This window comes from Phaeobacter sp. JH20_02, from assembly GCF_048056915.1.
Lineage (GTDB): Bacteria > Pseudomonadota > Alphaproteobacteria > Rhodobacterales > Rhodobacteraceae > Phaeobacter > Phaeobacter bryozoorum.
Genome location: NZ_JAYMVP010000028.1, coordinates 234,192 through 260,924, shown reverse-complemented (window position 1 = coordinate 260,924; position 26,733 = coordinate 234,192). Strand labels below are relative to the sequence as shown.

The 26,733-nt window shown below is 63.5% G+C and carries 30 protein-coding genes; 21 read left to right on the top strand and 9 right to left on the bottom strand.

What is annotated here, in order from left to right; genetic code table 11:
• Nucleotides 1-248 precede the first annotated feature (248 nt).
• The 6 genes from VWY34_RS15225 to rpsF all read right to left on the bottom strand — a co-directional run bounded on the left by VWY34_RS15225 (nucleotide 249) and on the right by rpsF (nucleotide 4,919).
• Nucleotides 249-2,207 carry a bifunctional 2',3'-cyclic-nucleotide 2'-phosphodiesterase/3'-nucleotidase gene (locus VWY34_RS15225; RefSeq protein ID WP_340545808.1) on the bottom strand — a complete coding sequence of 653 codons (1,959 nt, stop codon included), beginning with the start codon at nucleotides 2,205-2,207 and terminating at the stop codon, nucleotides 249-251.
• 151 nt (nucleotides 2,208-2,358) lie between these two features.
• The gene (locus tag VWY34_RS15220) at nucleotides 2,359-2,829 is read right to left on the bottom strand and encodes a lytic transglycosylase domain-containing protein (RefSeq protein ID WP_340545807.1); all 471 of its coding nucleotides are present in this window, start codon (nucleotides 2,827-2,829) and stop codon (nucleotides 2,359-2,361) included.
• Nucleotides 2,830-3,233: 404 nt separating this feature from the next.
• Nucleotides 3,234-3,416 carry a peptidyl-tRNA hydrolase gene (locus VWY34_RS15215; protein ID WP_340545806.1) on the bottom strand — a complete coding sequence of 61 codons (183 nt, stop codon included), beginning with the start codon at nucleotides 3,414-3,416 and terminating at the stop codon, nucleotides 3,234-3,236.
• Nucleotides 3,417-3,685: 269 nt separating this feature from the next.
• The gene (rplI, locus tag VWY34_RS15210; protein WP_340545805.1) at nucleotides 3,686-4,297 is read right to left on the bottom strand and encodes a 50S ribosomal protein L9; all 612 of its coding nucleotides are present in this window, start codon (nucleotides 4,295-4,297) and stop codon (nucleotides 3,686-3,688) included.
• A gap of 12 nt (nucleotides 4,298-4,309) precedes the next feature.
• Nucleotides 4,310-4,537, bottom strand: coding sequence for a 30S ribosomal protein S18 (gene rpsR / locus VWY34_RS15205; protein ID WP_005982441.1), 228 nt, complete (start codon nucleotides 4,535-4,537; stop codon nucleotides 4,310-4,312).
• 28 nt (nucleotides 4,538-4,565) lie between these two features.
• Nucleotides 4,566-4,919, bottom strand: a complete 354-nt coding sequence (gene rpsF, locus VWY34_RS15200) for a 30S ribosomal protein S6 (protein ID WP_340545804.1) — start codon at nucleotides 4,917-4,919, stop codon at nucleotides 4,566-4,568.
• A 605-nt stretch (nucleotides 4,920-5,524) separates the two neighbouring features.
• On the opposite strand from rpsF, the gene VWY34_RS15195 reads away from it, so the two are divergent.
• Nucleotides 5,525-6,106 (top strand): hypothetical protein, encoded by a 582-nt coding sequence (locus VWY34_RS15195; RefSeq protein ID WP_340545803.1) that lies wholly within the window; start codon nucleotides 5,525-5,527, stop codon nucleotides 6,104-6,106.
• 204 nt (nucleotides 6,107-6,310) lie between these two features.
• Nucleotides 6,311-6,886 carry a YceI family protein gene (locus tag VWY34_RS15190; protein WP_416538903.1) on the top strand — a complete coding sequence of 192 codons (576 nt, stop codon included), beginning with the start codon at nucleotides 6,311-6,313 and terminating at the stop codon, nucleotides 6,884-6,886.
• A gap of 124 nt (nucleotides 6,887-7,010) precedes the next feature.
• Here VWY34_RS15190 and VWY34_RS15185 read toward each other — a convergent pair whose 3' ends face one another.
• Together VWY34_RS15185 and VWY34_RS15180 are read right to left on the bottom strand one after the other, a co-directional pair.
• Nucleotides 7,011-8,300, bottom strand: coding sequence for an MFS transporter (locus tag VWY34_RS15185; RefSeq protein WP_416546013.1), 1,290 nt, complete (start codon nucleotides 8,298-8,300; stop codon nucleotides 7,011-7,013).
• 121 nt (nucleotides 8,301-8,421) lie between these two features.
• Nucleotides 8,422-9,729: a cytochrome b/b6 domain-containing protein gene (locus VWY34_RS15180; protein WP_416546011.1), complete on the bottom strand. Its 1,308-nt coding sequence runs from the start codon at nucleotides 9,727-9,729 to the stop codon at nucleotides 8,422-8,424.
• Between the two features lie 186 nt (nucleotides 9,730-9,915).
• On the opposite strand from VWY34_RS15180, the gene fabD reads away from it, so the two are divergent.
• From fabD to VWY34_RS15160, 4 genes are all read left to right on the top strand, one after another.
• Nucleotides 9,916-10,848 carry an ACP S-malonyltransferase gene (gene fabD, locus VWY34_RS15175; protein ID WP_416542187.1) on the top strand — a complete coding sequence of 311 codons (933 nt, stop codon included), beginning with the start codon at nucleotides 9,916-9,918 and terminating at the stop codon, nucleotides 10,846-10,848.
• 86 nt (nucleotides 10,849-10,934) lie between these two features.
• On the top strand, nucleotides 10,935-11,672 hold the full coding sequence (fabG, locus tag VWY34_RS15170; RefSeq protein ID WP_340545798.1) for a 3-oxoacyl-ACP reductase FabG: 738 nt from the start codon (nucleotides 10,935-10,937) through the stop codon (nucleotides 11,670-11,672).
• 647 nt (nucleotides 11,673-12,319) lie between these two features.
• Complete coding sequence (locus tag VWY34_RS15165; protein WP_005982462.1) at nucleotides 12,320-12,553, top strand: acyl carrier protein; 234 nt, start codon at nucleotides 12,320-12,322, stop codon at nucleotides 12,551-12,553.
• A 164-nt stretch (nucleotides 12,554-12,717) separates the two neighbouring features.
• Complete coding sequence (locus VWY34_RS15160; RefSeq protein ID WP_340545797.1) at nucleotides 12,718-13,461, top strand: 1-(5-phosphoribosyl)-5-[(5-phosphoribosylamino)methylideneamino] imidazole-4-carboxamide isomerase; 744 nt, start codon at nucleotides 12,718-12,720, stop codon at nucleotides 13,459-13,461.
• A 744-nt stretch (nucleotides 13,462-14,205) separates the two neighbouring features.
• Here VWY34_RS15160 and VWY34_RS15155 read toward each other — a convergent pair.
• Nucleotides 14,206-15,153 carry a PilZ domain-containing protein gene (locus VWY34_RS15155; protein ID WP_340545796.1) on the bottom strand — a complete coding sequence of 316 codons (948 nt, stop codon included), beginning with the start codon at nucleotides 15,151-15,153 and terminating at the stop codon, nucleotides 14,206-14,208.
• 329 nt (nucleotides 15,154-15,482) lie between these two features.
• Here VWY34_RS15155 and fabF point away from each other — a divergent pair, with 329 nt between their 5' ends.
• From fabF to VWY34_RS15080, 15 genes are all read left to right on the top strand, one after another.
• Nucleotides 15,483-16,748: a beta-ketoacyl-ACP synthase II gene (gene fabF / locus VWY34_RS15150; protein WP_416546008.1), complete on the top strand. Its 1,266-nt coding sequence runs from the start codon at nucleotides 15,483-15,485 to the stop codon at nucleotides 16,746-16,748.
• Nucleotides 16,748-17,902: an endolytic transglycosylase MltG gene (gene mltG / locus VWY34_RS15145; RefSeq protein ID WP_340546325.1), complete on the top strand. Its 1,155-nt coding sequence runs from the start codon at nucleotides 16,748-16,750 to the stop codon at nucleotides 17,900-17,902. The genes fabF and mltG overlap by 1 nt, the downstream gene beginning before the upstream one ends.
• Before the next feature lie 290 nt (nucleotides 17,903-18,192).
• Nucleotides 18,193-18,534, top strand: coding sequence for a recombinase (locus VWY34_RS15140; protein WP_340545794.1), 342 nt, complete (start codon nucleotides 18,193-18,195; stop codon nucleotides 18,532-18,534).
• A complete protein-coding gene (locus VWY34_RS15135; RefSeq protein ID WP_416546474.1) occupies nucleotides 18,506-19,798 on the top strand; it encodes a DNA-packaging protein in 1,293 nt (430 codons plus the stop codon). Before VWY34_RS15140 ends, VWY34_RS15135 begins: the two co-directional genes overlap by 29 nt.
• Before the next feature lie 194 nt (nucleotides 19,799-19,992).
• Complete coding sequence (locus VWY34_RS15130) at nucleotides 19,993-21,186, top strand: phage portal protein (protein WP_416546006.1); 1,194 nt, start codon at nucleotides 19,993-19,995, stop codon at nucleotides 21,184-21,186.
• Nucleotides 21,179-21,397: a GTA head formation protein, RCAP_rcc01685 family gene (locus VWY34_RS15125; protein ID WP_014874871.1), complete on the top strand. Its 219-nt coding sequence runs from the start codon at nucleotides 21,179-21,181 to the stop codon at nucleotides 21,395-21,397. The genes VWY34_RS15130 and VWY34_RS15125 overlap by 8 nt, the downstream gene beginning before the upstream one ends.
• A gap of 35 nt (nucleotides 21,398-21,432) precedes the next feature.
• Nucleotides 21,433-22,041 carry an HK97 family phage prohead protease gene (locus VWY34_RS15120; protein WP_416542192.1) on the top strand — a complete coding sequence of 203 codons (609 nt, stop codon included), beginning with the start codon at nucleotides 21,433-21,435 and terminating at the stop codon, nucleotides 22,039-22,041.
• Between the two features lie 72 nt (nucleotides 22,042-22,113).
• Nucleotides 22,114-23,298: a phage major capsid protein gene (locus tag VWY34_RS15115; RefSeq protein ID WP_416538895.1), complete on the top strand. Its 1,185-nt coding sequence runs from the start codon at nucleotides 22,114-22,116 to the stop codon at nucleotides 23,296-23,298.
• Between the two features lie 181 nt (nucleotides 23,299-23,479).
• Nucleotides 23,480-24,127, top strand: a complete 648-nt coding sequence (locus VWY34_RS15110) for a head-tail connector protein (RefSeq protein ID WP_340545789.1) — start codon at nucleotides 23,480-23,482, stop codon at nucleotides 24,125-24,127.
• Nucleotides 24,124-24,495, top strand: a complete 372-nt coding sequence (locus tag VWY34_RS15105; RefSeq protein ID WP_416546004.1) for a head-tail adaptor protein — start codon at nucleotides 24,124-24,126, stop codon at nucleotides 24,493-24,495. The genes VWY34_RS15110 and VWY34_RS15105 overlap by 4 nt, the downstream gene beginning before the upstream one ends.
• Nucleotides 24,492-24,899 (top strand): DUF3168 domain-containing protein, encoded by a 408-nt coding sequence (locus VWY34_RS15100; RefSeq protein ID WP_416534155.1) that lies wholly within the window; start codon nucleotides 24,492-24,494, stop codon nucleotides 24,897-24,899. Before VWY34_RS15105 ends, VWY34_RS15100 begins: the two co-directional genes overlap by 4 nt.
• Before the next feature lie 108 nt (nucleotides 24,900-25,007).
• Entirely contained in the window at nucleotides 25,008-25,421 is a 414-nt protein-coding gene (locus VWY34_RS15095) for a phage major tail protein, TP901-1 family (RefSeq protein ID WP_061048939.1), read from the top strand.
• 11 nt (nucleotides 25,422-25,432) lie between these two features.
• The gene (locus VWY34_RS15090) at nucleotides 25,433-25,825 is read left to right on the top strand and encodes a gene transfer agent family protein (RefSeq protein ID WP_416546002.1); all 393 of its coding nucleotides are present in this window, start codon (nucleotides 25,433-25,435) and stop codon (nucleotides 25,823-25,825) included.
• Nucleotides 25,822-26,079 carry a rcc01693 family protein gene (locus VWY34_RS15085; protein WP_260079403.1) on the top strand — a complete coding sequence of 86 codons (258 nt, stop codon included), beginning with the start codon at nucleotides 25,822-25,824 and terminating at the stop codon, nucleotides 26,077-26,079. The genes VWY34_RS15090 and VWY34_RS15085 overlap by 4 nt, the downstream gene beginning before the upstream one ends.
• Nucleotides 26,072-26,728 (top strand): phage tail tape measure protein, encoded by a 657-nt coding sequence (locus tag VWY34_RS15080; protein WP_416546000.1) that lies wholly within the window; start codon nucleotides 26,072-26,074, stop codon nucleotides 26,726-26,728. The genes VWY34_RS15085 and VWY34_RS15080 overlap by 8 nt, the downstream gene beginning before the upstream one ends.
• Nucleotides 26,729-26,733 lie beyond the last annotated feature (5 nt).

Genomic DNA, 26,733 nt, shown 5'->3' with positions numbered 1-26,733 from the left:
GCAGCGCTGATCGACACCTCGCATGTCGGAAAACTCTGCCGCAAGAAGGGGGCGGAAATTTGGCAAACAAATGCCTAAAAAGCAGTAAGGAGAGCGCAAATTTGCTCGAAATTTGTAAAAATTAACCTTTAGGGCGCCCCTCAATAACTTGTGTGCAAGCGGGGCGTGTGCGCCTAAATATGCCGCCCGACCAAGTTTGGCCGGGCGGCGAGAATCATTTCATTTTGCACAAATCGGAAACAGTTTGTTCACAGCGCAATTCTGTAGCGTGCAAAGCCATCCGGCCCTTCACCCGCAGGTTCAATTGCAATGCTCTCGACACTGTCCACATAGGCCGCCGCCTTGGGGCCGGTGTCGAACAGCACCGAGGTGTCCGCCAGCGGGGCAAAGCGCCAGTTGGCATCGGCGCGCGGGCTGATGGTGCCCTTCTCGACGATATAGCGCACGATCACATCGCGGTTGGTGTCCGGCCCCTCGAACACGATGGTATCCCCCATCGCGCCGGGGAAGGCACCGCCACCGCCAGCACGATAGTTGTTGGTGGCGATAATGAACTCCTGTGCGGGATCGATTGGCGCGCCGTTGAACTCGAGATTGACGATGCGGTTGGCGTCGGGATTCTCCAGCTCCCCCTTCGGTCCGAACTTCGAGGGCTGCGACAGGTCGATCTGATAGGTCACCCCGTCGATCACGTCAAAGTTGTAGCTCGGGAAGGCGGGATTGAGCAGCACCTGATCGGCCTCGCCGGGGGTAATCTGGTTGAACATGCCGGCAGAGCGTTCCAGCCAGTCCTTAACCTGCGCGCCGGTCACACGCACCGCACGGGCGGTGTTGGGGTAGAGGTAGAGGTCGGCGACATTCTTGATCGCCACATCGCCTTTTGGAACGTCGGTGTAATACTCCGCACCACCGCGACCGCCGGCCTTGAACGGGGCCGCAGCTGACAGGATCGGCAGGCCTTCATGCTCGGTGCCCTTCAGCATCTGTTCGATATACCAGGTCTGCGCAATCGACACGATCTGCACCGAGGGATCATCGGCGACCAGTGCAAAATAGCTGTGCAGCGGCGCGTCGGTTTTGCCCACGGCGCGGCGGACATATTGCAGTGTCTCATCATGTTCTTTCTGCGCAGCTGCCAGCACCGCAGGGGCACTTTCGACCAGGGCGGTGATCGACCGGTCCTCTTCGCGCCGCGAAATCGGGCGCGCCTCTGAGGCATGGCCCACCACGCGCCAGCCGCTGCCGTCCCGCTCCAGCATCAGGTCGATCAGACCCATATGGCTGCCCCAGAAACCGCCCATGGTGGCGGGGGTTCCGTGGATGGTGCCCTTATCGACATCCACCCCGGCAAAATCCGCATAGGTGGAGGAGGGGAAGACCAGATGCGAATGGCCGGTCATGATGGCGTCGATGCCCTCGACGGCTGCCAGCGGCACCGAGGCATTCTCCATCCCGTCGGTCTCATCGGCGCTGCCGATCCCGGAATGTGACAGGGCGATAATGATGTCGGCGCCTTTTTCCTTCATCTCCGGCACATAGGCGCGGGCGGATTGCAGAATGTCGCGGGCCTGCACATTGCCTTCCAGATGGCGGCGGTCCCAGTTCATCACCTGCGGCGGCACAAAGCCAATCAGCCCGATCTTGATGGGATGACGGTTGCCCGCGCCATCGGTCAGCTCGCGCTCCAGGATCACATAGGGCGGCAGCAGGGTCTTGTCGTCACGCGGGCCGGCACCGGTGGACGTGGCGACATTGGCGCAGACCACCGGGAACTCGGCCCCGGCGAGGGATTTCATCAGGAAATCCAGCCCGTAGTTGAACTCATGATTGCCCAGCGTCGAGCCGTCAAAGCCCACGGCGTTCATCGCCTGGATGACCGGATGGGTGTCGCCTTCCTTCATGCCGCGCTCATAGGCGATGTAATCGCCCATCGGATTGCCCTGCAGGAAGTCGCCATTGTCCAGAAGCAGCGAATTGGTCGCCTCGGCGCGAATATCGCCGATCAGCGAGGCCGTGCGCGCCAGCCCGACAGTGTCGCGCGGCTTGTCGGCGTAATAATCATAGGGAAACACATGCACATGCAGGTCGGTGGTCTCCATCAGGCGCAGATGCACCTGATTGGAGGCCGCCTGAACCGAAAACGGATGCAGCGCGATCAGACCGGCACTGCCGGCCAGAAAGGACCGGCGATCTAGTTGAATAGGCATTTTTCACTCCGACGTCTTTTTATTACAGACATCCATGCTAGCAGAAAAACGCCTTCGGTCACGTGACAGTTTTGCGCTAACAATCAGAGTGGCAAGCTGCCGCGTAAGATATCATAACTCTTTGTGATATCGTGGTTTTCAAGCGGTCTGATCAGGGGCGCAGCCCGGTTTCGCGCAACATGCCCCGCCGTTTTGCGGCATAGTAGTAGCCGCGCGAATAGTGTTTTACCGCCTGATCGTAGCTGCCATCGGAGAGGAGCCAGGCCCCGCGCAGATATTTCACCGCATATTTCAGGTTGGTATCCGCATCCAGCAGATCCTTCGGCTTGCCGCGAAACCCCATGGAGCGGGCAGTGGCCGGCAGGATCTGCAACAGCCCGTAGTAGGGCCGGTTGACCGCCCAGGGCCGATGGGTGCTCTCGCGGATGGCAAGGCGGTGGACCAGCGGGCGCGGCACCTCATAGTGGTCGGCCCAGAAATTGATCTTGCGGCGAAGCTCCGGCGTCTCGTTGGGATAGAGCGGCGGCGTTGCGGCGCGCTCGGTTGCGGCGGGTGCCTCGCCACAGGCGGCAAGGGCCAGCGGGCTGAGAATAATGGCCAGAGCCGTTCTGCGATCAATCATGGATACTGCCTGTCTAAACCCCGAATACGCCGGATCGGCGGCAGATTAGGGCGCGCCTGCGGCTTGGGCAAATGGCGCGGGAACCCATCGGCGGATATCCCCCGACCGTGGCAGGCTGTCCGATGATCGCCCGCAATCCCGGGCCATCAGCCGGGATTGGACCCCCGGCGCGGCGATCCGCATGACCGGTCAGGGTGCGCCGGCCAGGGCGGGCGCTGATGGATCAAATTTTAACGGCTAAGAATTTGTCGGCGCTGATCGACTGCCGCATGATCCACGCGCGCATGAACCGGGCCTTGCCCTGTCCCAACACGGCTCCCGTGCCTGCGGCCCGATTGGGACGCCCATGCAAAGGGGCTGCGGGGGCCGAGCCTTCGTGGCCCCGTCTGCAACGCCCGCATGGTTCAGGGTTGGATCACCCGGTCAGGGTTGTGCCGGGTCAGCTCGGCGGTGATCAGCTCCGGTGGCACCAGATTGCTGATCGGTTCGCCCCTGTATTTCGGGTTTTCAAAGCTGAAGTTGCGCAAGAGCCGCAGCAGCAGGCGTCGCCGCAGCGCCGTTTCTTCCCGGATCAGATCCTCTTCCATGCTTACCCCCAGACGCCAGACGCAGGCCTGGCACGACAGTCACAACCACACGTGCGCACAAACACGCGCTCCCGGAGCGATCGCTCAGGGCGGGATCTAGGCTTGCAGAAACCGGCAAAGACGAGGTTACCCGCGCCGCAGTTTCTGCGGAGAGTTTGAGGCGATTTTGATCTGTCAGCAGCGCAATCCAGCTGCGGCCGCCGCAGATATGAAAAAGGCCGCCCCGATCCGGGGCGGCCTCTCTCGATCTCGGATAGATCCAATGCCGATCAGGCGTTGGTCTCTTCGTCGTCTGCGGCCGGGGCTGCATCGTCGTCGTCGGATGCGGCAGAGCCGATATCGTCGAACAGTTCGGAAATTTCGAATTCAGCAGCGGCTTCTTCTTCAGCGGCCAGCTCTTGAATCGATTTGCCCGAGGCTTGCAGCTCAGCTTCTTCGACCGAACGCGCAACGTTCAGTTTGATCTGAACTTCGACTTCAGGGTGCAGCTTCACAACAACGCTGTGCAGACCCAGTTCCTTGATCGGCGAAAGCAGGGCAACCTGCTTCTTGTCGACCGAGAAACCTTCTGCGGTGGCGGCTTCTGCGGCGTCACGCGGGGTGACGGAGCCGTAGAGGGCGCCAGCGTCAGACGCGGAGCGAATCACGATGAACTGCTGACCGTCCAGCTTCTCTGCCAGAGCTTCCGCTTCTTTCTTGGTTTCCAGATTGCGCGCTTCGAACTGCGCTTTCTGTTCCTCAAAACGAGCGATATTGTTCTGCGACGCGGTCAGCGCCTTGCCTTGCGGCAGCAGGAAGTTGCGAGCATAGCCGGGCTTTACGTCCACGACTTCGCCCATTTGGCCCAGTTTGGCCACACGTTCCAGAAGGATAACTTGCATGTGCTTATCTCCTTACTTCACGGCGTAGGGCAGCAGGGCGAGGAAGCGGGCGCGCTTGATAGCACGGGCCAGTTCACGCTGCTTCTTTGCCGAAACGGCGGTGATGCGCGACGGCACGATCTTACCACGTTCGGAAATGTAGCGCTGCAGAAGACGGGTGTCTTTGTAGTCGATTTTCGGCGCATTGTCGCCCGAGAACGGGCATACTTTACGACGACGGAAAAACGGTTTGGCTGCCATGGTTTAGCGTCCTTTTCTCAAGCGTTGATCAGCGGCGCTCACGACGCGTGTCGCGCTCATCGCGCTTCTGCATCTGAACCGAGGGGCCGTCTTCATGTGCGTCAACCTTGATGGTCAGAACGCGCATCACGTCATCATGCAGGCGCATCAGACGCTCCATTTCCTGGATCGCCGCTGCCGAAGCATCGGTCTTCAGGAAGGAGTAGTGGCCCTTACGATTTTTGTTGATCTTATAGGCCATCGTCTTGACGCCCCAGTACTCGCTGTCGACCAGCTTACCGCCGTTGTCGGACAGAACAGCACCGAAATGTTCGATGAGGCCTTCAGCTTGCGAGTTGGACAGGTCCTGACGCGCAATCATGACATGCTCGTAGAGTGGCATGTGAACTCCAGTTTTTGTCTAGGCGCATTTCATAGACGGGGCGGTTGTCCCTTCCGCTGCCCTGTCACGAGAGTCTGCGCGGATCGAAAATGTCGCGGAAGGAAGCCCCCATATACAGGCTCAGACCAAAAGGGCAAGGCCCGTTTCCCGCCGCGTGCCCCTGTGCTCCTCAAGATGTCCCTCTGCACCCACGTTGCCAGTGGTCGCTGGGGTTTGATCCATAGCCTGTGAACCAAATTTTAGCAAAATTATGCAAAGCTTTGCATGCAAAGCTGAGAATGGGCCACGGATCCGACAGGGCGAACCTCTTTCGCCAGCGGCCCGATCAGACCCCGCGCGCTAGCCCGGAGGGGTCAAGACGGAAGCGGGGGCAGGGCGGCTGCATCTGCATATGCCCTGTTGAGGCCCGTAGACGAAAGGGCTGCCCATCACGGCGGAGCACGGCCCGTATTTACCGCAACTCCGCCCCATTTCAGCCCCAATGCTGGCGTCAATCTTGGTTAATCAAGTGTTAACCATCCCGCCAGTCACAGACCAACAGGCGCAGCAGGCGTCACAGGCAAGGCAGGACAGACAGACCGCGTTAAGAGTGAAAGGGACCAGAGATGAGCATCCTCGAACCATCCGAGATCGGTTTTCAGCCCATGCAGCCGGGTCGATTTGGCAAGGTCATGCGGCGCGCGTCCTCTCAGTCTCCTGCCGCCAGACGGCTGGCCCATCTGGCCCGGTCGGCACCAATGAACCTTCAGATGCAGGCCAACTGGCCGGTCCGCTCGCTGCTGCTGCGCATTCTTGGGGGCGGTATGGTGATGGGCGCCACCGGCCTCTGGCTGCTGCCTGACGCAGGCTTCGATCCGCAGATGTCGCTGATCCGGATCGGGATTTCCGTGGCCTTTCTGTTTGTCGGCCTGATCCTGCTGACCTCGCATCACCCCGACAGCCAGCCGGAGGCCTGTTTCGACCCGATCCGGCGCGAGCTGAGGATCCTGCGCAAGACACGGCGCGGCGCACCGCGGATTGTCCTGCGGCGCAGCTATAGCAGCCTTGGCGGCGTGCGCCTCTCCGCCCATGCCATCTCGGTTCTGGATATCGACGGCGCAGTGCTGATGGAGCTGCCGATCGACAGCACCGAAACCCGCCTGCGGCTGCGCGATCAGCTGAGCGGCGCCCTGCCGATCTTCAGCTAGGCGCTCCAGATCTCTGGCCGAACGCCTTGACCCGCCGCCACCGCCTGCCGACATCACAACTGCGCGAGAACCTGCCTCTGTGCGTCAATGCGGCTTGGGTTGTTCATCTGAACACAGATAGTGTTGGCTTTTGCGGGCTTTCCTTTCTGATGACAAAGTCTTCAACTGGGAAACGAAGTCACACGGTCCAACGGAGCCAAGATTATGAAAACCACTCTCTTTGCCGCCGCCCTGATGGGGGCCGCCGCCACCACCGCCTTTGCCGCCCCTGAAGCCTACAAGCTGGATTCGAGCCACAGCCAGGTGGTGTTCAGCTACAATCACCTTGGTTTCTCGACCACCTACGGCATGTTCTCGGGGTTTGAGGGTGAAATCGCCTTTGATCAGGAAAACCCCGAAGCCTCCAGCGTCTCGGTGTCGATGCCCGCGCAATCCATGCTGACTGGCTGGGAAGCGCGCTTTGACCATTTCATGTCAAAGGATTTCTTTGGCGCCGATGATGCGGAGATGATCAGCTTCAAATCCACCGGCATCAAGGTAACCGGCGAGAATACCGCAGAAATCACCGGCGACCTGACCCTGAACGGCGTCACCAAATCCGTGGTTCTGGATGCCAAGCTGAACCAGGTCGGCGAACACCCGATGGCGGGCAAGCCCTGGGCCGGTTTCGACGCCACCACAACCCTGCTGCGCTCGGACTACGAGCTGGGCAAATTCGCCCCCTTCGTCAGCGACGAGGTCGAGGTGAAGATCTCGGTCGAGGCGATGAAGGCCGAATAATCAGACCGCACGGCGGAGGGATCACCTCCGCCACCTACCGATCCAGAACCGCCGCCCCTTGCCGGGTGGCGGTTTTTTTGTCCCTATAAGTTCGTCCCTGTACGAGTGGGCGCGCACCAGTCAGCTATTCGGCGGCTGCCGCCAGCCGTCTGACCAACACCAAGATCAGCATCATCGCAATCACCAGAAACACCGCACCGACGATCCAGGCGACCGGTGTCGAGTAGATATCGGCGACAGCTCCGGCCAGAATCAGGCCCGATGCGGCCCCCAACTGTTGGATCAGCGACCGCAAAGACAGCATGGTCGAGCGTTGACCGTCGCCAACGCAGCGATGCAGGATGCTGCTGGCCGGGGTTTCGCAGCCCCCCAGAAGCACGGAATAGAGGACAAACACCGTCACAAAGCCGACGATGCTGCCTTGCAGCGCCAATGCGATCTGAACCCCTGCCAGACAGGCAAAACCTGCCGCCAGCGTCATGGCGTGCCGCCGTTTGAAAATCCGGCTGATGGGCACGGACAGGGACGCGCCGAAAGCGATGGCGAAGAAATAGCTGGCAGTGACGATACCGATGACGGTGTTTGCATAGCGCTCGTCCAGCATCGGCTTTGCATGGGTCGGCCAGATCACCTCAACAGGGTTGGTCGCCATCAAAAAGAACGCCAGCGCTGCCAGAAGGATCGACAGAGCCGGATGTCTGAGGGCCAGACGGCTCGCGTCCCCGATCACCATCGGTACATTCGCAAAGCCGTGCTTGAGAGCCGTGGCGCTCATCGGGCGCGGTGTTTCGACAATGGCCAGTACCGTGAAAACAAACACGCCCGACATCACGACGACGCTCGCAAGGTAGGACACATCATAAATGCTGAACCCAAGGCGTTTTGCGACCTCGCCGCAGAGATCGGGCAGAAGACCTCCCAGAATGGCGCCAATCGCCAAACCTACGGCATTGGCCCATTGCGCTTTGGCCAGTGCGGGCTGGACATCGACATTGGGGGCGGCGGCTTTGAAGGTTTCAACAAACCAGGCATCCAGCGTGCCCGACCGAAGCGCGCGGCCAAAGCCGATGAATGCAAACGACAGCGCCAGAACATAAAAATCGCTCGTAGAGAGAAAAAGCACGAGCGAGATCAGGCTGGCGACAACCGCCGTCAAGAAGACCGGCCTGCGCCCGATGCTGTCGGCAAGGCCACCAAACGGCAGCTCCATCGCCATCGTCGTGAGCGCGTAGATCCCGAAGAGAAACGAGATCTGCAACAGGTCCATGCCCCGGTCGGTCAAGGCCAGAGCAACCACGGCAACCGTCAGCCCCATCGCAAAACGGTCAAGGAACTGGTGTATCTGAAACACGCGAATGTGCCGTCGCGCCGACGGGTTCAGTGCCGCAAAAGAGAACTCGATTTCGGTGGCCATCTTCGCAGCATCACCGGTGCTGCCGCGCGGCACAATACCTTAAGTGGGCCGGAACCTGCGGGACTATATGTCCCCATGGGGGCACGCGGCGGCCATCCCCCCTGATCTGTGCCCACATCCGTCAGGGGGCGGCGCGGCTGGCGGTCAGGTCGACAGCGATGGTCACCGCATAGGCAAGCGAGCTTTCGTCCTGCACGCCCTGGCCGATGTTGAAATCCAGCCGGTTCACTTCGGCACTGCCGGACATTGTGGCGGTGTCACCGTTCAGATCCAGCGTGAAGGGCAGGCGCAGCGGCACCTCCTGATCGCGGATCCGCAGGGTGCCCTCAGCGATATATCCCTCCGCCAGCTTCTCGATCTCGGCGCGGAACTCTGCGGTGGGATAGGTGGAACTGTCAAAGTAATCCGGCCCCATCGCCTGATCGGTGACAGATCCGAGCTTCAGCGAGGGGATCGCCACGGTGACGGTGACCGCGCCGGCGGGGCCGGGGGCGGCAGGGTCCTCGAAATCAATCACTGCCTGCCAGCGGTCGAACTGGCCGCGCACCTCGCTGCCCATCTGCACGATGGTGAGCGCCAATGTGCCATCCTCGACCCGCCAGTTGCCGGCCGTGTCAGACGCCATCGTTGCGGCAGGATCGCCGCCATCTGTGGCCTCGGATCCAGCCTCATGTGCGGTGGCGCCCGGCGCGCCATGGCTGTGCGGCGCATAAAGGCCGAAGGCGCCGCCGCCGGCCAGCACCAGGACCCAGATCGCCAGCGCCACCAGCACCGGCGCCGCCCCATGGGGGATCTGCTCTGGCACCGTCACCTCCGGCGCGCGTCCTGGCAGCATCCGGCGCAGCGTGGCGTCGCGGTCGATCACCTCATGTTTCAGCGCCCCGGCAATATGCAGCCCCAAAGCCACCGCAAGGGTCCAGACAAACAGCCAGTGCAGCCCGCCAAACAGCGCCGCCAAGGTTTCAGATTTCGCCACAAACGGCAGGTTCTGACCAAAGGGCCACCAGATCGGCGCAAATCCCGTGGTTGCGGCGTGATGGATCCAGCCGGTCAGGGGGGCCGCCACCAGCGCCCCGTAAAGCAGCCAGTGCACCACCTCCGCCAGCAGCGTCTCGGCCCGCCGCTCCGGGTGCAGCGGCACCGGCTTGGGCTGGCTCAGCGCCCAGAGAATGCGCAGCAGCGCGGTCAGGAACAACGCCAACCCCAGGGTCTTGTGCAGTGAAAACAGCAGCGCCGCGCGGGTCAGCGTGGCCTGTGCGCCGTCAAACTCCGGGCTTTGAATATGGTGCGCCAGATCATTGGCAAAATAACCAAGCGGGAACACCGCCAGCATCAATAGGGCTGTCAGCCAGTGAAAACCTTTGGCAACGCTGCCATAGTGGCGGGCGGTATTCTGGCGAAGCGCGGGGGCGCGGGCAGGGGAGGACACGGGCGATGAGACCTTCTTATAGGGGGCGACAGGAATACCCTATCCCTTCAGCGGTTTGACACAACACGCATCTCTGTCAGCTGATGCACAGCACCGGTGCGCCCGCGCGAAGGCTATGCTTGTACGCAGCGTCACCTGCGTCTAAACCCGATGCAACGCAGATATGCAGACAAGATGAGGTCTCAGATGACAATTGCATTCGTGTTTCCAGGGCAGGGCGCGCAGACGATCGGTATGGGCAAAGCCCTGGCCGAGGCCTATCCGGCAGCCAAAGCGGTCTTTGACGAGGTGGACGCCGCACTGGGAGAGGCGCTGAGCCAGCTGATCTGGGAGGGCGATATCGAAACCCTGACCCTCACGCAGAACGCCCAGCCGGCGCTGATGGCGACCTCGCTCGCCGCCATGCGTGCGCTGGAGGCTGAGGGTGTCAGCATCGACAAGGCGGCGTTTGTCGCCGGTCACAGCCTTGGCGAATATTCCGCATTGGCCGCAGCCGGGGCGATTTCCGTCGCCGACACCGCGCGCCTGCTGCGCATTCGCGGCAAGGCGATGCAAAGCGCCGTGCCGGTCGGCGAGGGCGCGATGGCCGCCATTCTGGGGCTCGACCTCGAGGCGGTGCGCGCCGTTGCAGACGCCGCCGCACAAGGCGAGGTCTGTCAGGCCGCCAATGACAACGACCCCACTCAGGTCGTGGTCTCCGGCGCCAAGGCCGCCGTTGAACGCGCCGCTGAAATCGCCAAGGAAAAAGGCGCCAAACGCGCCGTGATGCTGCCGGTCAGCGCGCCCTTCCACTGCGCCCTGATGCAGCCTGCCGCCGATGTCATGGCTGAGGCACTGGCCGGGGTCGAGATCACCTCTCCTGCGGTTCCGCTGATCGCCAACGTCCGCGCGGATGCGGTCACCGATCCGGCTGAAATCCGCCAGCTTCTGGTCGAGCAGGTGACCGGCTCTGTGCGCTGGCGCGAAAGCGTGCAGACGATGGCCGCCAAAGGCGTGACCGAATTCTGGGAAATCGGCGCGGGCAAGGCGCTCTCCGGCATGATCCGCAAAATCGACCGCAATCTGGCCTGCCGTCAGATCGGCACCGCCGAGGACGTGGCAGCCATCACCGCGGGCTGAACGCGGAAATTTCATTAATATTCCGGCCCGTTGTCTTCCAAAGAAAACGGCGGACCGCGGGCCGGGGATGAGACAAAGGAAATCATATGTTTGATCTGACTGGAAAAACTGCCCTCATCACCGGGGCATCTGGTGGTATTGGCGGCGATATCGCCCGCGCCCTGCACGCCGCTGGCGCCACCGTGGGCCTCTCCGGCACCCGCGAGGCCCCGCTGCAGGAACTGGCGGCGGAACTTGGCGAGCGCGCCCATGTGCTGCCCTGCAACCTCTCCGATGCAGAGGCGGTCGAGGCGCTGCCGAAACAGGCGATCGCGGCGATGGGCTCGGTGGATATTCTGGTCAACAATGCCGGCATCACCCGCGACAATCTGTTCATGCGGATGAAGGATGAGGAATGGGCCAGCGTGCTGGAGGTGAACCTCACCTCGACCATGCGCCTGTGCCGGGGTGTTCTGCGCGGCATGATGAAGGCGCGCTGGGGCCGGATCATCAATATCTCGTCCATCGTGGGGGCCACCGGCAACCCCGGTCAGGGCAATTACGCCGCCGCCAAGGCCGGTATGGTCGGCATGTCCAAATCGCTGGCCTATGAGGTCGCCAACCGGGGCATTACCGTCAATGCCGTGGCTCCCGGCTTTATCGCCACCGCCATGACGGACAAGCTGAACGACGCCCAGAAAGACGCGATCCTGACCCAGATCCCCAGTGGTCGGATGGGCACCCCGGAGGAAATCGCCTCCGCCGTTTTGTATCTGGCCAGCGCCGAGGCAGGCTATGTCACCGGCACCACCCTGCATGTGAACGGCGGCATGGCCATGCTGTGATCCCGGGACGCGATCCGGGCTGCAACCGGGGCCGCCGAGACCCCGGTTAAGCTTTGTGGTGACGCCGAGTCACCTGGTCCCGCCGCCGGTCCTCCGGTGGCGGGTTTTGCGTTCCGGCCGCCGCGTCAGATGTGGCCTCTATGCCTCAGGCCGTGGGGGATTTTCGGTGCCGCCAGCGCGGCATCGCACAAGATTGGTCGCGGGGTTTTGCGATCCCGCCCCGCAGCTGGCCCGGTTATCCAGGGCGAAATACGGCCATCCTCAGGATGGATGACCAGCTGAAAGCCGCTGCAAAATAACGGAAAATGACTTGCGGCGGTGATGGGTTGCGTAAAAATATGCACCACAAGCCTTGCATGTGGCTGCGGCTGTGGCCAAATGCTCACCCTGTTGCCTGAGCCTCAGGCGACAGGCACCGGGCAGGCGGGTGCAGTGATGCTGCGAAACCGTTTGCCTCTGCGTCGGTCTGTGTTATAGGCGGCGCATATTCGCCATCTGCGGGTCCATGCCGGACCGGCAGGGGCGGTTCCGCTATGCGGGACACGACCGCCCGCATCGGGCACAACCACGCCGCCCCGAGCGGGCAAGGGCAGAACCGGGCGAATGCCTGACAACCGGGCGAATGCCTGAAAAGATGAGGAATTGACATGAGCGACGTCGCAGACCGCGTAAAAAAGATCGTTGTGGAACACCTGGGTGTTGAAGAAGACAAAGTGACCGAGAACGCGTCGTTCATCGATGATCTGGGCGCAGACAGCCTGGACACCGTTGAGCTGGTTATGGCCTTCGAAGAAGAGTTCGGCATCGAGATCCCCGATGACGCGGCCGAGACCATCCAGACCTTTGGCGATGCGGTGAAATTCATCAGCGAAGCTTCCTGATCCCACCCAATCGGTGACGATCACAGACGGCGCTTTCCGGGCAGGAAGGCGCCGTTTTTCGTTTCTGGACGTTTCCGACCTCCGCGAGGTCGGGTTTTCTCCTTAGGGGTGATCGGTCTCCGTGCTAGCCTTGGCGAAACTGCCGACGACAGGAGGGCATTGCGATGATGATCTACCCCACGATGGAACTGAAGGACGGCCGCTGCGTGACGCTGGACAAGGGGCGGCTCGACACCGCCATGATCTGGCACGTGGACCCGGTTGCCACCGCCTGCGGCTTTGCCGCCGATGGTGCCGAATGGATGCATCTGACCGATTTTGATGCCATCGAAGGCGACAACCGCAATGCCGAGCTGGTGGAGGAAATCATCCGCACCGCCGGTATCCCGGTTCAGCTGGGCGGCGGTATGCGCTCGCGCGAGCATATAGAGCATTGGATCGACAAGGGGGCGGGCCGTGTGGTGGTCGGCACGCTTGCCGCCCGCGACCCCGAACTGGTGCGCACGCTGACCCGTCTTCACCCCGATCAGATCGTGCTGGCGGTGGATGTCTGGCAGGGGCAGGTGATGACCGACGGCTGGCGTCAGGCCGGCTCGTTCACGCCCGAAGCCTTTATCGACGCCTTTGCCGATTGTCCCTTTGCGGGCATCATCATCACCGATATCGAAAGCGATATGACCGATGTCGAGGCGCAGCTGGGGCTGATCGCAGGGCTGGCGGAGAAAGCGCGCACGCCGGTGATCGCCAGCGGTGTGGTCCGCACCGCCGATGACGTGGCGCGGCTGAAATACATCGGTTCGATCTCCGGCGCATTGGTCGGGCGGGCGCTGTTCCGCAAGACCCTGACCGTGGCGGAGGCGCTGGAGGCGGCCCGCCCCACGCGTGAGCCGGTTGCCGAATTCCGCTAGGTCGGCGGCACGTCTCGGGCGGCACTGCTGCCGCATCGACCAATGGGCTGCGGTGTCGTCAGGACTGCGCAGCCCTTTTGATTTCAGCGCAGCCTGCGTGTCTTGGCTGCCTTGGGGAGCGGGCAGGCCGACGTGGGTTTGCAGCACCGGGCGCATGACCGGCGCGGCTGAGCTGGTTCGGCGCTGTCTACACAGGATCCGGTCGAGATCGCTGCCAATGGACCGGAATTGTCGAACCGACCTCTCGACGCCGCCGATGCACCGCTGATCGCGACATAAGCGGGCCGGAGCTGTGGTCTCTGCCTGAAATTCACCAAACCGGCGCGCGCGCTTCCTGCATGGTCTATACCGGCGGAAGATCTGTCTGCTTCGCCGACTGATTGCGGAGCGAAGCACGTCCTGCCCCAATGGTCCGCATCTGCCACCATCCGGCACCAACCGCCACCATCCCACTACCACAGGGGTGCCACCGGTTCGCGAGGTCGGCTCCGCAAGGCATCGCACGTGGGATCTGTCTGCATATTCGCGATCATGGCCGCGATCATGGTCCGCCAGACGCCAGCCAGACGCCAGCCGGACGCCCGTCCGCCGCCCGCCCGCGCGATCTTTGCCGCGCGCTTGTTGCCGGTTCGCCGCGACCGGGGACCCGCGATAGCAGCCGAGCCCAAGACAGGCCGCCCCCCTTGTGACATCATCAAGACGAAGGACCACGCCGCAGAGTGTCGCTCCGGCCATGCCGATCCGTCAGCCAGACACCGCGCCATGTGGCTCAAGCTCGGCAGGCGTCCCGTCGCGCCCGAACTCCCGTTTGGATTTTCTGGGCGCCCTGCGAAAACCCGCCAGAGCCTTCACCATATCGCGTGTGAGACGCTCCTTGAACTGCAGGCCAAAATAGTTGGCATTGCACCATTGCACCCGACCGTGAAGATTTATCTGCGGCGCATCGCCGGGCAGGTCCAGCACGATGATATCCCCGGCGCCGAGGCGCGCTTCGGATTTGACCTTCGCCCCCTCCTGACTGATGTCCAGCAGGGTCGCCGCAACCCCGTTATCATTGTTGTGCACAAGGGTGCAGTCCAGGTTGCAGGTATGGCGCTTGCGGCGCCGCCTCAGCGTGGTCATGCGCCGTTCAAACAGCACAAAACACAGCGCTCCAAGCGCCACCAGACCCAGTGAACCGGCCGCCGCGGTGGTGCTGGAAATCTGTCCCAGCGCGGGCAAGGCGCCAAGGCCGCCGCCATCCTGCCCGCTACTGCCTGCACGAGAGCAGGGCATACGCGCCAGCTCCCGGCGATAGGCCGCCAGGGTTTCACTGGCAAAGAGTTTGACAGAGGCCCGTTCCGCATGGCGCCGGTCCTTCAGCGCCAGGACCCGCAGCAGGCTGCGGTGCTGGGCAATCAGGTTATGGGTCGCCTTCAGCAGATCGTCCATCTTTTCTCTCTGCATCGCGAGATGCAGCTCGGTCTTTGATGTCTTTGCCAGCAACCGTTCCATTTCCTGCACGGCGGGCGAATTGCTGCCGGTGCGCAGGTAGTCGAGAAAATCTTCACCGGCGAGCGTCAGCGTCATCAGTTTGTTGAAGACACGGCATTCGCGGGCGGCCAGCGGTTCAGCGCCAAGCAGCAGGCTGACCAGCAACAGCAGCGCAAATACGCCCAGCCCCCACATGCGCGAAGGGCGGCGGTGTGCCATCCGCCGAACCCTTCGTAGATCAGGATCAGGTGACGCAGGGCGTCCAAACAAGAACTCTATGTGCACCATTCACATCTTGCCCCACAGCCGCTGACCTTGGATCCTGCGCCCCGTCTGTTGGGCGCCGCATAGTGGTTCGCAGGCGCGCCATATCGGTACTGTCGCGACTACGAAACCAAAGAACAACCAAAAGGTACATTATCCAAGTTAACCGCAATCTAAGGCTGTCATTAAATTATCGCAAAACAACCGGAGACCACCGGCTCTTGCACCTCTGCGCCAATCCAAGCTATTTGGAGTCAAATTGCCGAGGCAGAGGAGTGCAAGAAATGCGTCGAGTAGTAGTTACCGGACTGGGCCTGGTCACACCGCTGGCAAGCGGCGTCGAAGAGACCTGGTCGCGGTTGCTGGACGGTCAGTCCGGGGCGGGTCCGATCACGCATTTTGATGCGGTAGAAAGCGGTGTCGCCACCACCTACGCCTGCGAAGTTCCGCGTGGCGACGGCAGCGATGGGACTTTCAACCCCGATGATTGGGTTGTCAAAAAAGACCAGAAGAAGATTGATGATTTCATCCTCTATGGCATTGCCGCGGCTGATATGGCCGTGCGTGACGCCGGCTGGACACCCGAGGACGAGCAGAGCCGCCTGCGCACCGGCGTGATGATCGGCTCTGGCATCGGTGGCCTCAGCTCGATCGCCGACACCGCCTTGATGATCAAGGAAAAAGGCCCCCGCCGGGTGTCGCCCTTCTTTATCCCCGGCGCGCTGATCAACCTGATCTCCGGTCAGGTCTCGATCCGTTTTGGCTTCAAGGGGCCGAACCACTCTGTTGTGACCGCCTGTTCGACCGGTGCCCATGCCATCGGCGATGCGGCCCGTCTGATCAAATCCGGCGACGCCGACGTCATGATCGCAGGCGGCGCCGAGGCGGCGATCTGCGAAATCGGCATTGCCGGCTTCAACGCCTGCAAGGCGCTGTCCACCAAACGCGCCGATGACCCAAAGGCCGCCTCGCGCCCCTATGACGCCGACCGCGACGGTTTCGTGATGGGTGAGGGCGCCGGCATCGTGGTGCTGGAAGATTACGACCACGCCAAGGCCCGTGGCGCCAAGATCTATGCCGAGGTGCTGGGGTATGGTCTCTCCGGCGATGCCTACCACATCACCGCTCCCTCCGAGGACGGCGAAGGCGGCGAACGCTCGATGCGCGCGGCGCTGGCCAATGCGGGGCTTGAGCCGAAGGACATCGACTATATCAATGCCCATGGCACCTCGACCATGGCCGATACCATCGAACTGGGCGCGGTTGAGCGGATGATGGGGGATGCGGCGGGCAAGGTCACCATGTCCTCGACCAAATCCGCCACCGGCCACCTCCTGGGTGCGGCTGGCGCGATTGAGGCGATCTTCTCGATCCTGGCGATCCGCGATCAGGTGGCACCGCCCACCATCAACCTGGACAACCCTGCCGTTGAAACCGCTGTCGATCTGGCCCCGAACCAGAAACGCGAGCGCGAGATCAAGGTGGCGCTGTCCAATTCCTTTGGCTTTGGCGGCACCAATGCGTCGGTCCTGTTCGGAAAGCCTGAGTGATGTGGCGCAACCTCGCCTCAAACATGCTGACGGTCCTGGTGGTGATGCTGTTCCTTCTGGGCGGCGTCATCCTCTGGGGGCAGTCGCAATATACCTCCGAAGGTCCGCTGGACAGCGCGATCTGCCTGCGGGTGCCGTCCGGCAGCACGATGTCTCGGGTCAGCCGTGATCTGGAGAGCCAGGGCGCGATCAACTCCGGCCCGCTGTTCCGGGTTGGTGTGCGCTACGCCGAGAAAACCGATGCGCTGAAGGCCGGCAGCTATCTGGTGCCCGCAGGGGCCTCGATGGCCGAGATCGTCGATCAGATCACCCGCGGCGGCGCCAGCAGCTGTGGCACCGAAATCGTCTACCGCGTGGGCGTGACCCGCGTGCTGGCCGAGGTGCGCGAGCTGGACCCGGCCACCAACCGCTTTGTCGAGCGTGCGGAATTTGTGCCCGGCGTCGATGAGGTGCCCGCTGTCTACGAAGAGAAGAAAGCCGATGCCGACACCCGTTACCGCATCGCGCTGGCCGAAGGCGTGACCAGCTGGCAGGTGGTCGAATCGCTGAAAGCCATGGATATCCTCGACGGCGATCCGGGCACGCGCCCGGCGGAGGGGATGCTGGCACCCGACAGCTATGAGGTCTCCCCCGGTGATGACCGCGCCGAGATCCTGGCCGAGATGCAGGAGCGCCAGGAGCTGCGCATCAACGCCGCCTGGGAGGGCCGCTCGGACCGCGCAGCGGTTACCAGCCCCGAAGAGATGCTGATCCTCGCGTCGATCATCGAAAAAGAGACCGGCGTGGCAGAGGAGCGTGGTCAGGTCGCCTCGGTCTTCACCAACCGGCTGAACCGCGGGATGCGGCTGCAAACGGACCCGACGGTGATCTATGGTGTTACTCGGGGCGAGGGTGTCCTCGGGCGTGGCCTGCGCCAGAGCGAGCTGCGCCGGGCAACCCCGTGGAACACCTATGTGATCGAAGGGCTGCCGCCGACGCCAATCGCCAACCCCGGCATGGCCAGCCTTGAGGCGGCGGTGAACCCGGATCAGGGCGACTACCTGTTCTTCGTCGCTGATGGCACCGGTGGCCACGCCTTTGCCGTCACGCTTGAGGAGCACAATCGCAATGTCGCCAAATGGCGCGAGATTGAAGCGCAGGGCAACAGCAACTAGGCGCAATCCAATCATGGATCAGATCTGAAAGGGGACGCTTCGGCGTCCTCTTTTTTGTGCGGCACCGTTAACCTTATGGTAGGTTAATCTGAAATTTACTTAACAAATCCGGCAGCTTGCGTCCGATACTTCAGGTTGCCAGCTTTGACTTTTGCGCTGGTTTGTGGCAGGGTTCACAGGCAGCTGGGAAATTGGCAGATCCGCCCGCAGGACGCCCGATCATGGATCGCGCTTGTGGGGCGGCCTTGCGATTTTCCGAACGGAGGTCCCATGACTATGAGGCCCCAACCATGAGCACCTATACCCCGGAAAATCGGCTGGCAAAGACCGCCGATCTTCTTTTCTCCCTCCATAATTCCATCGAACGGCTCCGGCAGGAGGCCGAGCAGATGCTCGAACGGCTTGCCTGCGATGCAGACGACGCCGGCAGCGCGCCGCGTATCGCCAAATTGGAAAGCCTGATCCGTGACAGCCAGAAAGTGGAGAAAACCCTTGTCGAACAAAGTGAACAGCATCAGGCCGCAGCCGGGCTCGACATCGACGCCGCCCGCAGTGAAATCGAAGAGCGGCTGGCTCGCCTGCGCGCCAGTTTCGACGCAGAAGATGTTTCTGGACCGGCTCAGCGACCATGACCTCTGTGCGATGCCCTATGTCTTTGATCTCTGGGCGCTGCCGCACCAGCTGCCGCCGACGGGGGACTGGCGCAGCTGGGTCATCCTTGGCGGACGCGGGGCAGGCAAGACCCGCGCCGGCGCCGAATGGGTGCGTACGCTGGCCGAAGGGGCAACACCGTTGTCCGCTGGTCGCGCCCGCCGCATCGCCCTCCTCGGGGAAACCTACGATCAGGTGCGCGACGTCATGGTCCAGGGCGACAGCGGCATCCTCGCCTGCACACCCCGCGACCGCCGCCCGACGTGGAAAGCCACCGAACGGCGGCTGATCTGGCCCAATGGCGCCACCGCCCAGGCGTTTTCGGCCCATGACCCTGAGGCGCTGCGCGGCCCGCAGTTCGATGCCGCCTGGGCTGATGAGCTGGCCAAATGGAAACGCGGGCAGGACAGCTGGGACATGCTGCAATTTGCGCTCCGGCTGGGGCAGGAGCCGCGCGTCTGCGTCACCACCACACCGCGCAATGTGGGCGTGCTGCGAGACCTTCTGGCCAGCCCCTCCACCGTGCAGACCCATGCCGCGACCGAGGCCAACCGTGCCAATCTCGCCGCCTCCTTTATCGCCGAGGTGCGCAGCCGCTATGCCGGGTCACGGCTAGGCCGACAAGAGCTGGACGGCATCCTGTTGCAGGATGTCGATGGCGCGCTCTGGACCAATGCCGGGCTGGTTGCGGCGCAGATCGCAAAGGCCCCGGCACTGGACCGGGTGGTGGTGGCGGTGGACCCGGCGGTGAGCGCCGGCAAACACTCCGACGCCTGCGGCATCCTCGTGGTGGGTGCCACGCTCACAGGACCGCCGCAGGACTGGTGCGCCTATGTGCTCGCGGATTGCACGGTGCAGGGCGTCGGACCGCTGACCTGGGCGCAGGCCGCCATTGATGCGCGCGACCGCTACAGCGCCGACCGGGTGGTGGCGGAGGTCAATCAGGGCGGTGCCCTGGTCGAAAGCCTGCTGCGCCAGATCGACCCGCTGGTGCCCTTTACTGCGCTGCACGCCAGCCGGGGCAAGGGGGCACGGGCCGAACCGGTCGCGGCGCTTTATGAACAGGGCCGGGTGCGCCACCTGCCGGGGCTTGGCGCGCTGGAGGATCAGCTCTGCCAGATGACCCCGCGTGGCTATCTGGGGCAGGGCTCACCGGACCGGCTGGATGCCTTGGTCTGGGCGGTGCAGGAGCTGATCCTGACCCCTGCGACCCGCCACAGGCTGCCCCGCGCGCGCATGTTATAGGCGGGCCACCGGTCATCAGATCAGACGCAAAACGCCCGCAGTCATGCGGGCGTTTTTTAGTTGGATCAAAGGTTTAGCGCAGGTGTTGCGTGCCCTGCGCGCGCCTTGCTCAAATCTTCTTCAACCCCCGCCGTCATAAAGGATCGCAGCAAACAGGGGCATGGTTCGCCCCCTTCAAGCAAAGGAGTGGCCCCATGGTCTTTGACCTTCTGCGGCGCAAGCAACAGCCCGTCGAAACCAAGGCAAGCGCCGCCGCCCGTGTGGTGGCCTGGCACGGTGGCACTGGCAGCACCGGCTGGAGCCCGCGCGACAGCAGTTCACTGACCCGCAGCGGCTTTGTCGGCAATCCCGTGGGCTACCGTGCCGTTAAGATGATCACCGAGGCCGCCGCCGCGCTGCCGCTGGTGTTGCAGGACGGCGCACAGCGCTACGACAGCCACCCGCTGCTGACGCTGCTGGCCCGGCCCAATGCCGCGCAGGGCCGCGCCGAGCTGCTGGAAGCGCTGTTCGGCCACCTGCTGCTGTCGGGCAACGCTTATATTGAGGCGGTCTGCGATCCCGACGGTCGCGACATATTGCCGGTCGAGCTGCATGTGCTGCGCCCTGACCGCATGACCGTGGTGCCCGGCAGCGATGGCTGGCCGGTGGCCTATGACTACAGCGTGTCGGGGCGCAAACACCGCTTTGATGTGACCATGCCCTGCGCCCCGATCTGCCATCTGCGCAGCTTTCATCCGCAGGACGATCATTACGGTTTGTCGCCGATGCAGGCCGCAGCCATGGCGGTGGATGTGCATACCTCGGCCTCGCGCTGGTCCAAGGCGCTTCTGGACAATGCAGCCCGCCCCTCCGGCGCTCTGGTCTGGACCGGAGGCGATGGTCAGGGGCTGATGGCTGAGGATCAGTTTCGCCGTCTAAGTGAAGAAATCGAAATGAATTTTCAGGGCGCGCGCAATGCCGGCCGTCCAATGGTGCTGGAAGGCGGGTTGGATTGGAAACCAATGGGCTTCTCTCCATCGGATATGGAATTTCACCAGACCAAGGACGCCGCCGCGCGCGAAATTGCCCTCGCGCTTGGGGTGCCGCCGATGCTGCTGGGCCTGCCGGGCGATGCAACTTATGCCAATTATCAGGAGGCCAACCGCGCTTTTTTTCGGCTCACCGTGCTGCCGCTTGTGACCCGTGTCACCGCGACGCTGTCGGACTGGCTGTCGCGCTATCAGGGGGCTGCGGTCACCCTGAAACCGGACCTTGATCAGGTGCCTGCGCTGGCCTCCGAACGCGAGGCGCAGTGGCGCCGCGTGGCCGCCGCGGAGTTTCTCAGCGTGGCCGAAAAACGCAGCCTTCTGGGCCTGCCCCCGCAAGAGGAGGCGATGGCGGATGACTGAAATCCCGATACCGCCGTTTGAATGCTCACCGGGTCTGCGGCTCACCGCCCATGAGCGCATCGCCGAGATCCAGCAGGAGGCGATGAACCGGCGTCTCGACCGGCTGGAGATGATGATGGAGCGGATGGAAAAACGCCTCTGGCTCACCGTTTACGGCGTTGCCGCCGTGATCCTGGCGCAGGCCTTCCAATCCTTTCTTGTGGTTCAGTAATTGAACGAAATTCAAAGAGATAAAAGGAGAAGCTGATGCCATCTCATGCGCATCTGGAGCATAAGTTCGCGCGCTTCGGCGAGGATCTGACCATTGGCGACGAGGCCGACGATATGGTCATGATCAGCGGATATGCCAGCCTGTTTGGCTGCGTCGACGCTGGCGGTGACATGGTGCAGCCGGGGGCCTATCAGGCGTCGCTCGACCGTCTGGCGCAGGCCGGGATCGCGGTCAAGATGCTGTGGCAGCACGATCCCGCACAGCCCATCGGCGTCTGGGATGAGGTCCGCGAGGATGCCCGCGGCCTGCATGTCCGGGGCCGTATCCTGACCCGCACCCAAAAGGGCGCCGAGGCTGCGGCGCTGATCGCTGTCGGCGCATTGGACGGGCTGTCGATCGGCTACCGGACCCGCCGCGCCACGGCGCGCAAAGGCGGCGGGCGCTCCCTGTGTGAGCTGGACCTCTGGGAGGTCTCGCTGGTGACCTTCCCGATGTTGTCCTCAGCCCGCGTCAGCCCAGCCGGGGCCGCCGCCAAATCGCAGACCGCAGAGCGCGGCGCCATCGCCCCGGACGATACCCCGCAGATCTGGCGGGAGGTGATCGACCTGCTGCGCAGCGGTGCCAGCCTGACGCCGCTCGGCTGAATGCAGGCCCCGGCCGCCGCTGCGGTCGCGCCCCGCTTTTGCCTTCCTCAATCGACCCAAAAGGACAGACAGATGAGCCATCCCCAATCCCACCCGGAACCAACGGCCCACTCCCATGCAGCCCCGCAGGAGGTCAAACAGGCCGTTGCCGACTTCGTGCATGATTTCAACGGGTTCAAAGACGACATTGCCCTGAAACTGAAACAGACAGAAGAGCGTATGACCATGCTGGATCGTAAATCCCACTTTGCCAATCGTCCCCCTCTGGCCGCTGCCGAGGCAGGCGGCGCGCCTCATCAGAAAGCCTTTGATGCCTATCTGCGGTCCGGCGATGACGCCGCGCTGCGTGGCCTTGATCTTGATGCCAAGGCGATGGCCACCGCCGTCAATGGCGATGGCGGCTACCTGGTGGATCCGCAGACCTCCGATACGGTCAAATCCGTGTTGAACAGCACCGCCTCGATCCGCGCCGTCGCCTCGGTGGTGACGGTGGAGGCAACCTCCTACGATGTGCTGATCGACCATGGCGATGTCGGTCACGGCTGGGCGAATGAGACGGCGGCGGTAACCGAAACCGCAACCCCGGTGATCGACCGCATCACCATCCCGCTGCATGAGCTGAGCGCCTTGCCCAAGGCCTCGCAGCGGCTGCTGGACGACAGCGCCTTTGACATCGAGGGCTGGCTGGCTGGCCGGATCGCCGACAAGTTTTCCCGCGCCGAGGCGGCTTCCTTCATCAATGGCGATGGCAACGACAAACCGACCGGCATCCTCTACCACCCGGTGGTGGCCAATGACAGCTGGAGCTGGGGCAACCTTGGCTATGTCACCACCGGCGTGGAGGGCGATATCGGCGATGGCGATGCAATCATTGATCTGGTCTATGCGCTTGGCGCGCAGTACCGGGCCAACGCCAGCTTTGTGATGAACTCCAAAACCGCAGGCCTCCTGCGCAAGCTGAAGGATGCCGATGGCCGCTTCCTGTGGTCCGACGGGCTGGCAGCGGCGGAACCGGCGCGGCTGATGGGCTATCCGGTGGTCATTGCCGAGGACATGCCTGACGCCGGTGTGAACGGCTATGCCGTGGCCTTTGGCGATTTTGCGGCCGGCTACACCATCGCCGAACGCCCCGACCTGCGGGTGCTGCGCGATCCCTTCAGCGCCAAGCCGCATGTGCTGTTCTATGCCACCAAACGTGTCGGCGGCGATGTCAGCGATTTTGCCGCCATCAAACTGCTGAAATTCGGCCTGAGCTGACGCTTGGACCGATGGCGGACCCGGCAGCCCGGTTCCGTCTGCGGATGCGCGCCTTAAGGCCGCTGTCGTCCAGCTGCTCCCCTTCCGTCCAGCGGCAGCAGCCCGGCGCGCATCCGCCCCGACCCATCCGGCAACAGCCAGCCCGAGCAGCCCCCGAACGAACAGCCGTTGGAGTGAAGAGATGATGTTGAATGAAGTGACACCGGTGCCAGAGGCGGTTCTGCCGCAAGAGGCGTTCAAGGCGCATCTGCGTCTGGGCACCGGCTTTGACGAGGCGGGGGTGCAGGAGGCCGTGCTGATCAGCTTCCTGCGCGCTGCCATCGCGGCGATCGAGGCACGCACCGGCCGGGTGCTTCTGGCGCGGGATTTCCTGCTGACGCTCGCCGCCTGGCGGGATCCCCAGCTACAGGCGCTGCCGCTTGCACCGGTGCAGCAGATACATTCGGTCACGCTGAGCGATGCCGCCGGGGTCGAGACCGTGCTGCCACCCGGTCGCTACCGGCTGGAACCCGACAGCCAGCAGCCCCGGCTGCGTCCGGTTGGCGGGGTGCTGCCCACAATTGCCAGCGGTGGTGCGGCGCGGATCCTGATGCGGGCGGGCATGGCCAACAGCTGGTCGGCATTGCCCGGCGATCTGGCGCAGGCGGTGCTGATGCTGGCGGCGCATTACTATGAGTTTCGCGATGACACGAGGTTGCAGGGCGGCTGTATGCCCTTTGGCGTCACCAGCCTGATCGAACGCTATCGTGCGCTACGGGTGAGCCTGGGCGTCGGCGGCGGGCATGGGATTGGGTTTGGCCGCAGCTTTGGACCGGGGGCAGGCGCATGAGCCGCCGCACCTTATCCCGCCCCGCTGCCCGCTCCACACCACGTCTCAACCGCTGTCTGGCGCTGGAGGATCCGCGCCGCACCTCGGATGGGGCTGGCGGGTTTCTTGAGGCATGGCAGCTGCTTGGCCACCATTGGTGCGAGATGCGTGCCCTCAGTGGCCGCAGCACCGATCACTCCGGCACCAGCCTGTCACTGCAACGCTACCGCATCACCCTGCGCGCCCATCCCACCGGCAGCCCGGCGCGGCCCCGGCCGGATCAGCGGCTGCGCGATGGTGCCCGGATCTTTCGCATTGATGCAGTGGCCGAAGGCGACCCTGACGGCCGCTACCTGACCTGTTTTGCCACCGAGGAGACCACCGCATGACCTATGCCCTGGCCCTGCCGCTGCAGGAGGCGCTGTTTCAGCACCTGACCAATGACCCGGCGCTGACCACCGCGCTGAGCGGCGCCATCTATGACGCGCTGCCAGCAGGCAGCCTGCCGCAGACCTATGTGACCCTAGGCCCCGAGGAGGTGCAGGACCGCTCCGACCGCAGTGGTGCCGGCGCGCGCCACCGGGTGGAGATCACCGTCCATACCGATATCGCGGGCTTTGCCGGTGCGAAGGCCATTGCGGCCAGCATCTGCGACAGCCTCGCCAGCGCCTCGCTCAGCCTGACGCGCGGGCGACTGGTGGGCCTGTGGTTCGACCGCGCCAGCGCCAGCCGCAAACCCTCCGGCGGCCGCGAGATCCGCCTGCGCTTCACCGCGCGGCTGGAGGACAGCTGATACCCGGTCGGTTTGGTGAAAATCAAACATTAATTACAATGCGTTGCGCGGCAAGGCTGATCTGAATTGGCGCGACGTCCCATCACTCAGCAACAGGAGATCACCGCTATGAGTGTTCAAAACGGCAAGGATCTATTGGTCAAGATCGACATGACCGGCGACGGTCAGTTCGAAACCATTGCGGGGCTGCGCGCCACGCGCATCAGCTTCAACGCCGAAAGCGTCGATGTCACCAGTCTGGAAAGCCAGGGCGGCTGGCGCGAGCTGCTGTCCGGCGCGGGGGTGCGCTCGGCCAATATCTCCGGCTCCGGTATCTTTCGCGATGCCGGGACGGATGAGCGGGCGCGCCAGCTGTTCTTTGAGGGGCTGACCCCCGCGTTTCAGGTGATCATCCCCGATTTTGGCATCGTCGAAGGCCCGTTTCAGGTCACCGCCCTGGAATATGCCGGCAGCCACAATGGCGAGGCCACCTATGAGCTTGCGCTCGCCAGCGCCGGCGCGCTGGTCTTCACCGCCGTCTGAGGGGGGTGACCATGACCCCCTCGGAACAGCCGACCCCGGTAGCTAACGCCTGTGCGGCCAATCCCTATGCCGGCGAGGTGCTGCTGGCGGTAAACGGCGAGGTGCTGGCGTTAAAGCTCACCCTCGGGGCGCTGGCGGCGCTGGAAACGCGGCTTGGGACGGGATCGCTTATTGATCTGGTGACCCGGTTTGAAAGCGGCGGGTTCTCGGCGGCGGATGTGCTGGCGCTGCTGGCGGCGGGGGTGCAGGGCGGCGGCCACCGGCTCAGCGAGGCGGATCTGGCCGTTGCCGATATCGACGGCGGTCCGATGCAGGCCGCACGGGTCGCCGCACAGCTCCTGGCGCGCAGTTTTGCGCTGCCGGGAGAGGCGGGCGCGCCGCCGCCCGGACCGGTGGCCCCATGACGCCCCGGCAGCACTCCACAGACAGACAGAGCACCGGCCTTGACTGGCCGGCGCTGATGCGGGCGGGGCTGGCGGGGCTGCGGCTCACGCCGGATCAGTTCTGGCGCCTCACCCCGGCCGAGCTGCGGCTGATGCTGGGGCAGGACAGCGGCGTCGCGCCGCTGGGACGGGCCGGGCTGGACCAGCTGATGCGCGCATTTCCCGATCCCGCCGCGCCGAGATCCCCAGAAACAGGAGCCGTAAGCGATGAGTGACACAGGACTGAACCAGCTGGAACAGCAGGGCGAGGCGCTGAGCGACAGCCTTGGCGATGCGGCGGGCATGGCGGCCACATTCGATGCCGAACTGCGCCGGGTGCGCGCCGCCTTTGCCGCCACCGGCAAGGATGCCGAGACCCTGGAACGCGGTATGTCGAAGGGGCTGCGCCGCGCCTTTGACGGTGTTGTCTTTGACGGCATGAAGCTCTCGGATGCGCTGGATACCATGGCGCAGTCGATGATCCAGACCACCTATTCGGCGGCCATGAAACCGGTCACTTCCCATATTGGCGGGCTGCTGTCGGATGGGGTGGGCAAGCTGATGAGCGGCATTCTCCCCTTTGCCGATGGGGCGGCGTTTTTACAAGGCCGGGTGATGCCCTTTGCCAAGGGGGGGATCGTCAGCGGCCCGGTGAGCTTTCCCATGCGCGGCGGCACCGGGCTGATGGGCGAGGCAGGCCCAGAGGCGATCCTGCCGCTGACCCGTGGCGCCGATGGTGCGCTTGGTGTGCGCAGCCAGGGCGGGCGGGCCACCTCGGTGGTGATGAATATCCAGACCCCCGATGTGCAGGGGTTCCAACGCAGTCAGGGCCAGATCGCCGCCCAGCTGAGCCGCGCCCTGTCGCGTGGCAATCGCAACCGCTGAGCCGG